Origin of the sequence: Lentibacillus halophilus (assembly GCF_039522485.1) — a bacterium.
GTDB classification, from domain to species: Bacteria; Bacillota; Bacilli; order Bacillales; family Amphibacillaceae; genus Lentibacillus; species Lentibacillus halophilus.
Genome location: NZ_BAAADM010000006.1, coordinates 50,506 through 59,645 on the forward strand (window position 1 = coordinate 50,506; position 9,140 = coordinate 59,645).

Below are 9,140 nucleotides of genomic sequence, written 5' to 3' on the forward strand. Positions count from 1 at the left end.
TTCTTCCCCCATCTTCATTTATCCAATCATCTCCTAATAAATCATCATCGATCAAATTCCGAACCTGTCTACATAGAAACATATGGAATCATAAAGAGGCAAGAAAAACATAAACTGTTTACAATTTAAATTTTATAATGTTTATATCATTTACGTCTTACCAGGTTGCAATAAGCGTTCTGTCCATCCCAAAGCCACGTCCGCGATAATGGCCATCAATGCTGCCGGGATAGCTCCCGCCAATATAATAGGTGTTCCGTCCGTCGCGTTTGTCCCTGTTACGATAATGGCGCCCAGTCCACCAGCACCAATGAATGCACCGATGGCAACAATTCCAATGCCTAAGACCAGTGCTGTCCGAACGCCGGCCATAATCACACTGACCGCCAATGGCAATTCAATCATTCGCAATAATTGAAATTTGGTCATCCCGGAAGCATGCCCTGCCTCAACAACTGTTTTATCAACGCTTTTCATACCAACGTACGTATTCTGTGTGATCGGCAGGATGGAATACAGCACTAATGTCACAATAGCCGTATTGGTTCCAAGTCCCATAATAAGCATGATGACAGCCATAGCACCAAATGCCGGAATGGTCTGAATAATACTTCCAACAGCCAGCACCCAACTGCTTAATTTCGTGTATTTGGCAATGAGGATGCCTAGAGGAATAGAGATAATGGATGCAAATAGAACGCCGTATATGGCCATAAGAAAATGCCTGTAAAATTGCGTCCAAATGTAATTTCCGTTTGCACTGGCATAATTAATAAATTCCTGCAATGTCTCCATACTACTCCCCTCCTTTTCCGGTATTTCTAAAGTAATTATTCTTTTCAAGGAACTGCTTTGCAATTTTGCGTGGGTTCATGCGTTTAACATCCATTTTATAATTTAACTGCTGCATTTCTTCGGTTGAAATTTCTCCACTAAGCCGTTTTGTAATTTCGCGGATTTCAGGATATTTTTCCAAAGTCTCGTTATTAATGACCGGTGATGCATCATAAGGCGGAAAGAACCGTTTGTCATCTTTGAGAACTTTTAGATTATATTCTTTAATTCGCCCATCGGTGGAATACGCCAGTACAGCATCCATATTACCGCTGGCCGCTGCCTGATATACCAGACCGAGATTCATCGGAAAAACCTGACCGAAGTCAAAATACGTCTGTTTGAATCCGTCATAACCATCACCTTCCCGGTTGATCCAGGCATTATTGACGCCAAAATCCATATCGTCAGCGTAAGGTTCCAGATCGGATATCGTTTCAATGTTATTCTGTTTAGCGAATTCCTGTGTTACAGCAATGGAATAACTGTTTGCAAATCCATACGTTTCGGCCCACGTTTGATTAAAGCGATCATCAAATTCGCGTTTGACGGTTTTTAACGCCTTTTCCGGGTCTTTGATTGGCTCCATATCGAGAGCACCGGATATATCTGTCCCCGTATAGCGTGTGCTTGTAATATCAAGGTCACCACGTTGCATACCCTGATGCTGCACAATGGATGAACCGAGTTTGGTAACCAGATTCGTCTGAGCATCGGTCTGCCGTTCAATCATGATCGACAATATTTCTGCCATGAGTTGGGATTCTGATTGCGTCAGTGATCCGATGTTGATGGTTTCTTTTGATGTTCCGGACAGTCCGGGCAAGGAACATCCTGTTAATACCATTACGAGAATCAGAAGGATGCTCCCTTTATAAAGTGCGCGTTTCACCGTATTCACCTCCATTATTACGTTTATTATGTTGCGTTCTGGGTATCCTTCATCCCTTCAGGGGTAAGACTGCTTTCCAAAAGCGCAAGCGAACGATCCGCTATCACCGCCAATATAGTGGCTGGGATGGTTCCTGCCAGGATGAGTGATGGCTTATACAGATTCAGTCCATCAAATATAAAGTCACCAAGACCACCACCGCCGATAAATGCGGCCAGCGCTGCCCAACCAATTAAATAAACGGTTGACAGACGAATGCCGGCCATAATAACCGGGATGGACAGCGGCAGTTCCATTTTCGCGATAGCTTGCCAATGGCTCATCCCCATGCCTTTGCCTGCTTCTATTACACCTTGGTCAACATCACGTACACCAATATAAGTGTTGCGCAAAATCGGCAGAAGGGAATAAACAAATAAGGCAATAATGGCCGGAATTTTCCCAATACCTATGATCGGTATGAAAAACGCTAAAATAGCAAGACTCGGGATGGTCTGCAGAATACCGACGAGCGAAATAATGCGATCAGCGAATTTGGGAATTCTTGCAAGCGCTACGCCCAATGGTACCGCGACAATGACGCCAAGCAACATAGCTGCCAATGAAATATAAAAGTGTTCCCATGTTTTGTACATTAGGTTGCTACCGTGTTCTGCAAAAAAATCCATCATTGTTATTCACCTCCTATTGTGTTGTGGTTGCTATTTCTTCTAATTCTGTTCCATCGCCCCAAATCGTGTCATATACAATATTTGCTAATGTGGCACGGGTAACAATGCCTTCCAAATGCTGGTTTTCATCGACAACAGGGACGTATTTCACACCACGGCGCAAGATTTTATGGACGGTATCACGCAACAGGCTATCCTCGGATACGTAAAAGAGATCCGTCTCCATGACCTCTTCGACTGTATTGGCTTTTTTATAATTAAGATTAATGGCCTCAACGTCCAGAAATCCTTGTAGCGTATTGTTTGAATCAACAACAAGCAACGAATCAACATGCTTGTCACGCATCGTGGCAATAGCAGATTTCAATGTTGTACCGGTTTGGACTGTCACTGGGTACCCATCCATAATTTGACCAACCGTTGTGACATCCGGACGCCCCTGAATCAAACGCTCTTTACCAAGGAATGCTTCAACGAAATCATTTGCGGGGTTGCGGAGTATTTCTTCCGGCGTGTCCGCTTGTACGACTTCTCCGTCTTTCATGATGACGATGCGATCGCCGAGTTTTAAAGCCTCGTCCATGTCGTGCGTCACGAAAACGATGGTCTTATGCAATTCTTTTTGCAGTTTCTTAAACTCTTCCTGTAATGAATCTCGTGTAATTGGGTCAAGCGCCCCGAATGGCTCGTCCATTAGAATCAAAGGTGGGTTCGCCGCCAGTGCACGCAACACGCCAATACGCTGTTGCTGGCCTCCGCTTAATTCATGCGGATATTTATTCAAATAATCTTCGGGCATGTCAACCAGCTTCAGTAGTTCACGGGCACGGGCATTTTTTTGTTCTTTGGACCATTTCAGAAGCGTGCCGACCAGGACAATATTATCCTTGATCGTCATATGCGGCAGCAAACCAATCTGCTGGATCACATAGCCGATGGACCGACGCAGTTCAACCGCATTTTGCTCCTTAATATCTTTTCCATCCACATAAATGTTGCCTCCGGTAATATCAATTAACCGATTGACCATTTTCATGGTGGTTGTTTTGCCACATCCACTCGGTCCGATGAAGCAAACAAACTCACCCTTTTCTATATTCAAATTAAGATCTTTGACGGCCGGTGTTCCGTCTGTATATTGCTTAGTCACATTTTCAAACGATAGCAATTGTTCACACCTCCATAATGACTTTCTTTAACTCATGTTGGTTAGTATAGAAGAAACGTCACGATTCTGAAAACAAGCAAATACATTTATAAACTTTTAAAAATCCGTACATTTTTTATTTTATAATGTTTACAAGGTTTATATCGCAAAATTCCTCCAAAATGCTCGAAATACACACCTTTTCAGACATATATTACTGGTTACACCGATTGTGCTAGTTAGAAATTCGGTAATATGGTTTTTAGTTTGTTCAAATGAAAGGAAATAATTCTTTTTAAAAATATCCTCTATTTTCATCAAACGTTCACATAAGTGGTTTATAATAAAATACAAATGGAGGCAATACAATGAATGCATGGTCACTGGAAAACGTATTTTTTATTATAGCAAGCTTGGCTGGCGGTCTTTTGTTTTATTACATAGCCACCTCCGCCCGCAAATCCGGAAAAAAGAAGGAACGGGAGGAAATAGTATCAATCTTGATCAATTTTATTCTGTTTGTATGGGCAGGCAAACTATTAATGAACCTCCCTATATTTCTGTCAGATCCGCTGGCTGTTCTGGCTTACCCAAGCGCTTCACCCGCTTTTTTCACAGCTGTTATCCTAATGGTGGTGAATGTGGCATATCGGGTTAAACGCCACGCGATGGATATCCACGGATTTTTGACAGCTTTTCTGCCCGTTTTTCTAGGGGCAGCGTTTTCCTATGAATTTCTGGATATTATTTGGCATGGCAATCATTTATCCCTATGGCAGCAAGGGCTGCTGCTCATACTTATGGTTGCTTTTATGTTGCTGCGGGAAAAGCTTGCACCCGTCACTATGGCCTGTATGATCTTTGCCGGTTGGAGCGCGGGGCAATTGCTCCTATCGTTCTTTTTGCCATTCACATCGCTATTCGGGTATATGATGACAGTTTGGTTTTTGCTTCCCGTATTTATCACGAGTATCATCGTACTTATTTTTAACAGAAGGAAGGTGGCATCATGTCTGCAGACGTAACCATTTTGCTTGCAGTAGGAGCCGGGATTCTGTCGTTCCTTTCCCCGTGCACACTGCCTATTTTCCCGGCGTATCTGTCGTATATTACAGGCATGAGTGTAAAGGAATTAGAAGGTAACAAAGATATTAGGATTCGGAGCAAATTGCTTCTTCACTCTGTCTTTTTCCTATTTGGCGTTTCCCTGGTATTCATTAGTCTCGGTGTCGGTGTATCGTTTCTCGGACAATGGATTCAGGGGCTTCTGACAGGAGAGTCCGGTCTGTTTCTGCAGCGAATAGCAGGGATTTTCATCATTGTCATGGGACTGTTTGTTGCGGGATGGCTGCAAATTGGCAGTTTTATGAAGGAAAAACGTCTTCAATTCACGAAAAAACCGGTTGGCTATATCGGTACCATTTTTGTCGGCATCGGGTTTGCAGCCGGATGGACCCCATGCATCGGTCCGATTTTTTCTTCCATCTTGGTTATAGCCGCGAGTAACCCAGGACAGGGAACCATTTATACGATCATGTATGTTATCGGCTTTGCACTCCCTTTTCTCATACTGACGTTTTTCCTTGGTTCCACACGGTGGATTGTCCGGCAAAGCCAAAAGATCATGAAAGCTGGCGGCGCGGTTATGATTGTCATGGGGGTATTATTATTCACCGGACAAATGTCACGTATTTCCAGTTATCTGTTGAAGTTGGTCGAGGGGACATGGATGGGAAATTTAGGATGAACGGGAGGATTCGCTTATGAAAAAAACCATTATTATCGTCGTTTTGGCAGGCATGTTTGTGTGGGCTATTTATGATTTGGCACTCAGTTCCGATAACAAGGACACAGCTGATAACTCAGATTTTACCACAGCGGAGGAAAATGAAAACAGTGGTGACAACAGCGGTGCCGATTCGTATGGGCTTCAAATCGGGAAAAAAGCCCCTGATTTTGAACTGCAAACGTTGCAGGGAGAAAAGGTTTCCTTGACTGATTACCGAGGGCAACGGGTTCTCGTTAACTTCTGGGCATCGTGGTGCGCACCTTGCCGCGCAGAAATGCCGGATATGCAGAAATTTTATGAGAATAAAGATATTGAAATTTTAGCTGTTAACTTAACAACGGCCGAAAACAGTGAAAGCGATGTGGTGGATTTCGTCGATGAATACGGCCTCACCTTTCCGATACCGATGGATAAAAATAGCAACGTCGCCAATACGTATCAGATTAAGCCCATTCCCACATCGTATATGATTGATTCGGAAGGCCGCATTCAGTATAAACAGCTGGGACCCATGAATTATGAACAGATGGTCCAGGAGTTTGAAAAGATGAAATGATGAACACGTTGTCTTATAATGGAACATAGAGGTGTTCTGAATGAAACAAACCATTTTGGTCGTGGACGACGATTCAATGATTCGTGGATTGATACGAATGCATCTGGAAAAGCATCAATATGACGTTGTGGAAGCGCACGACGGAGAAGAAGCTCAAAAAGCCTATTGCAAATACAACCCGTGTTTAATCATACTCGATTTGATGCTGCCGACTATGAGCGGCGAAGCGTTCTGTGAATGGGTTCAAGCTCAGGAACAGACGAAACCATCCATTATTATGCTGTCGGCAAAATCTCGCGTCGATGACAAAATTTCAGGTTTAAAAATGGGAGCTGACGACTATCTCACCAAACCTTTTGAACCTGAAGAACTTGTGGCCCATGTCGAAGCTGTCTTGCGCCGAACAAGCCATCATTGCCAAGCCATGGTCCATAACGGATTGTGCATCAAGCCACGAGAAGGGGAAGTACATCTTAATAATGAACCGATCCAGCTAACGACACATGAGTTCCATTTGCTACATTTATTCATGCAGAACCCAGGCTTTGTATTCAGCCGGGAAAAACTAATCGACCAGCTCTATCCACATGCTGAACATACTGTACTAGACCGGACGGTTGATGCCCATATTAAAAAACTCCGGGAGAAAATCGAAACAGCACCCTCCCGACCGGAACATATCTTGACTGTGCGGGGAATGGGGTATAAATTTGCACGTGTTTAAACGACTTTTGTCTCTGCTGCCAAAGGGATTTTTATGGCGGCTATCCGCCCTTAACATGATGATTATCGCCGCTGCTATTCTGCTGAGCGGTTTGGCCATTTACGAGACGGCTTGTTTTTTGGCGGATGCCATGGGAAATTTCAATAGGCCGCAACAGCAACGTTTTAATGCCACTTTGCTTCAATACTTACTGATGTTCGCTCTTTTAACGTTTATTACGGGAAGCCTGCTTCATTATTATTTAACAAAAAAGCTTATCAAGCCTATTAACCATTTGATTGAAGCGACCAAACAATTAAAAAAAGGGGCGTACCCAGCCCCAGCGCCGGATACAGCTCAAGGGGAAGTCGGCGAGCTGGTAACGCACTTCAACGCACTTATCCGTCAGCTGGAGACCAACGATGAAAACCGACAAAAAATCATCTCCGACCTGTCGCATGAATTACGTACCCCTATCACCAATTTGAACGGCTATCTTCAAGCATTGCGGGACGGAGATATGCAAGGAAATTACTCGTTATATGAAGCGTTACACAAGGAAACCAAGCATCTGATGGAGTTGACGAAACAGATGGAAATGCTGAAAGAGTGGGGCGATATGTCCTCCCGCGTTTATACCGAACACAGTGACGTCGATATCGCCGAACTCGTCCACCAATGCATTACAGTGTTTCAATGGAAATTGGAACAAAAGCAAATGATCATCGATGCTCATGTAGAATCTTTCGAAGTATCTGTTCACGCAAAAGGCATACGGCAAGTTATCAACAATTTAATTGAAAATGCCATTGATTATGACCAAGGCAATGACAGCATTCGTCTGACAGGACAGATCGAACATGGCTATTATTATTTATCCATAAGCAGTCCAAGTGAACACATCCCTGCCGAGGATCATGATCGGATATTCGAACGCTTTTACAGAAGCACTGACGTACAAAACCGACAAACCAATGGCAGTGGTCTTGGATTAGCGATCGCCAAAGAAATTATCGAGCAGCATAACGGTCGGATTGGTTTAACAACTGACGAACATAACAACACATTCTGGGTCACTCTTCCCTTCTCCGAGCAAAATTGACGTATATTTCAAGGATTCGTATCCCTTTTTGAGACGTGAGAGTGAATACCAGAGACGGACAAATGCATGAAACAGCCTTATCGAATTGCCCCGCCATCAAGGGTTATCACAATGTGGAATGAGAAGGTTATATCGGCCGCCTTTCACACTGGATTCTTGAAATTTTCTAAAAAAGTGAAAAAAACCTTGTATTTGTATCTAATGTTTGCTAAGATGAATATAATTAAATAATCCCTATTTCAATGTGATTGAAGTAAGGATAGAGGGTGCAAAAACCATTAGTACACAAACAGAAGAAAATGAGATCTGTTGATGTTTGTGGAAAGGGGAATTTGCCGAAGCTGAAAGAGCTCATTCTCTTGAGGCTGGGACTGTGTTGAAGAAACACAGGACTGTCATATAGGAAATGAAACTATATGAAGGGCTATCTTACGTTTGCGGATAACAATGCTTAACTGCAACAGCGAAGCCTTTCGTTGTTGCTTTTTTATGTTCGGTTATCAAACAGTCCTTCACCATTCAACGCAAAAAATTTTAAAGGATGTGAAGAGATGTATTTCGGTCAAGTATTAACCGCTATGGTTACCCCATTCGATCAGCACGGTGACATTGATTTTAACGCAACCAGGAACCTTGTTAACCATTTAATCGCCAATGGATCAGAGGGTTTGGTTGTAGCCGGCACAACCGGTGAAAGCCCAACATTAACAACAGAAGAAAAATTGGATTTATTCTCCTTCGTTGCCAAAACAGCCAATGGAAGGGTACCTGTTTTGGCCGGTACAGGCTCTAATAACACGAAGGCTTCTATCGATTTAACGCAACAGGCGGAAAAAACAGGAATCGATGGTATTATGCTTGTAACACCTTACTATAATAAGCCTTCACAGGAAGGGCTATTTCAGCATTTCCAAGCAATTGCTCAATCAACAGTACTGCCTGTTATGCTGTATAACATCCCCGGCCGAAGTGCTGTGGGTCTTTCCGCTCAAACAACCGTCAGACTGTCCAAGGTTCCCAATATAGTTGCAGTGAAAGAGGCAAGCGGTGATTTGGATGCGGTGACCAACATCATCAGCCAAACGACAGACGACTTCACCCTGTACACTGGAGAAGACAGCTTGACGTTGCCAACGTTGGCAGTCGGTGGAGCCGGTGTGGTATCTGTTTCCTCCCATATTATCGGGAATGAGATGCAGGATATGATCACGAGCTATAAAAATGGCAATGTGCAACAAGCCGCTTCAATTCATCAAAGCATTCTCCCAATCATGAAAGCCATGTTTGCCCAGCCAAGCCCCTCACCACTCAAAGAAGCCCTCAACATGCAAGGGGTTATGGTCGGTAATGTTCGCCTGCCAATGATTCCTCTGAATGAAGAGGAGAGACGAACATTACAACAAATACTGCAGTCCCATTTACAAAAGGTCAGCTAGCAACAATCAA

General features: G+C 43.5%; 10 protein-coding genes and 1 riboswitch. Of the genes, 6 read left to right on the forward strand and 4 right to left on the reverse strand.

The annotated features are described in order from the left end of the window. Positions 1-150: 150 nt before the first annotated feature. The 4 genes from ABDZ72_RS01720 to ABDZ72_RS01735 all read right to left on the reverse strand — a co-directional run bounded on the left by ABDZ72_RS01720 (position 151) and on the right by ABDZ72_RS01735 (position 3,565). Positions 151-795 (reverse strand): ABC transporter permease, encoded by a 645-nt coding sequence (locus ABDZ72_RS01720; protein WP_343750763.1) that lies wholly within the window; start codon positions 793-795, stop codon positions 151-153. 1 nt (position 796) lies between these two features. Then, complete coding sequence (locus ABDZ72_RS01725; protein ID WP_425542328.1) at positions 797-1,681, reverse strand: osmoprotectant ABC transporter substrate-binding protein; 885 nt, start codon at positions 1,679-1,681, stop codon at positions 797-799. A gap of 71 nt (positions 1,682-1,752) precedes the next feature. Continuing rightward, positions 1,753-2,397, reverse strand: coding sequence for an ABC transporter permease (locus tag ABDZ72_RS01730; protein WP_343750765.1), 645 nt, complete (start codon positions 2,395-2,397; stop codon positions 1,753-1,755). A 13-nt stretch (positions 2,398-2,410) separates the two neighbouring features. Then, complete coding sequence (locus ABDZ72_RS01735) at positions 2,411-3,565, reverse strand: betaine/proline/choline family ABC transporter ATP-binding protein (protein ID WP_343750766.1); 1,155 nt, start codon at positions 3,563-3,565, stop codon at positions 2,411-2,413. 347 nt (positions 3,566-3,912) lie between these two features. Here ABDZ72_RS01735 and ABDZ72_RS01740 point away from each other — a divergent pair, with 347 nt between their 5' ends. The 6 genes from ABDZ72_RS01740 to dapA all read left to right on the forward strand — a co-directional run bounded on the left by ABDZ72_RS01740 (position 3,913) and on the right by dapA (position 9,130). Continuing rightward, entirely contained in the window at positions 3,913-4,569 is a 657-nt protein-coding gene (locus ABDZ72_RS01740; RefSeq protein ID WP_343750767.1) for a hypothetical protein, read from the forward strand. Then, a complete protein-coding gene (locus tag ABDZ72_RS01745; RefSeq protein ID WP_343750770.1) occupies positions 4,554-5,291 on the forward strand; it encodes a cytochrome c biogenesis CcdA family protein in 738 nt (245 codons plus the stop codon). Before ABDZ72_RS01740 ends, ABDZ72_RS01745 begins: the two co-directional genes overlap by 16 nt. A 16-nt stretch (positions 5,292-5,307) precedes the next feature. Further along, positions 5,308-5,889 (forward strand): TlpA family protein disulfide reductase, encoded by a 582-nt coding sequence (locus tag ABDZ72_RS01750; protein ID WP_343750771.1) that lies wholly within the window; start codon positions 5,308-5,310, stop codon positions 5,887-5,889. Positions 5,890-5,929: 40 nt separating this feature from the next. Then, positions 5,930-6,613 carry a response regulator transcription factor gene (locus tag ABDZ72_RS01755; RefSeq protein WP_343750772.1) on the forward strand — a complete coding sequence of 228 codons (684 nt, stop codon included), beginning with the start codon at positions 5,930-5,932 and terminating at the stop codon, positions 6,611-6,613. Continuing rightward, complete coding sequence (locus ABDZ72_RS01760; RefSeq protein WP_343750773.1) at positions 6,606-7,694, forward strand: sensor histidine kinase; 1,089 nt, start codon at positions 6,606-6,608, stop codon at positions 7,692-7,694. Before ABDZ72_RS01755 ends, ABDZ72_RS01760 begins: the two co-directional genes overlap by 8 nt. 252 nt (positions 7,695-7,946) lie before the next feature. After that, positions 7,947-8,129: riboswitch (Lysine riboswitch) on the forward strand. 116 nt (positions 8,130-8,245) lie between these two features. Then, positions 8,246-9,130, forward strand: a complete 885-nt coding sequence (gene dapA, locus ABDZ72_RS01765; RefSeq protein ID WP_343750774.1) for a 4-hydroxy-tetrahydrodipicolinate synthase — start codon at positions 8,246-8,248, stop codon at positions 9,128-9,130. The last annotated feature ends 10 nt before the right edge of the window (positions 9,131-9,140 follow it).

What these genes read in the sequence shown, in the direction of transcription:
- ABDZ72_RS01720 (WP_343750763.1), bottom strand. Translation starts at nt 795, where the DNA reads ATGGAGACATTGCAGGAATTTATTAATTATGCCAGTGCAAACGGAAAT.
- ABDZ72_RS01725 (WP_425542328.1), bottom strand. Translation starts at nt 1,681, where the DNA reads ATGGTATTAACAGGATGTTCCTTGCCCGGACTGTCCGGAACATCAAAA.
- ABDZ72_RS01730 (WP_343750765.1), bottom strand. Translation starts at nt 2,397, where the DNA reads ATGATGGATTTTTTTGCAGAACACGGTAGCAACCTAATGTACAAAACA.
- ABDZ72_RS01740 (WP_343750767.1), top strand. Translation starts at nt 3,913, where the DNA reads ATGAATGCATGGTCACTGGAAAACGTATTTTTTATTATAGCAAGCTTG.
- ABDZ72_RS01745 (WP_343750770.1), top strand. Translation starts at nt 4,554, where the DNA reads ATGTCTGCAGACGTAACCATTTTGCTTGCAGTAGGAGCCGGGATTCTG.
- ABDZ72_RS01750 (WP_343750771.1), top strand. Translation starts at nt 5,308, where the DNA reads ATGAAAAAAACCATTATTATCGTCGTTTTGGCAGGCATGTTTGTGTGG.
- ABDZ72_RS01755 (WP_343750772.1), top strand. Translation starts at nt 5,930, where the DNA reads ATGAAACAAACCATTTTGGTCGTGGACGACGATTCAATGATTCGTGGA.
- dapA (WP_343750774.1), top strand. Translation starts at nt 8,246, where the DNA reads ATGTATTTCGGTCAAGTATTAACCGCTATGGTTACCCCATTCGATCAG.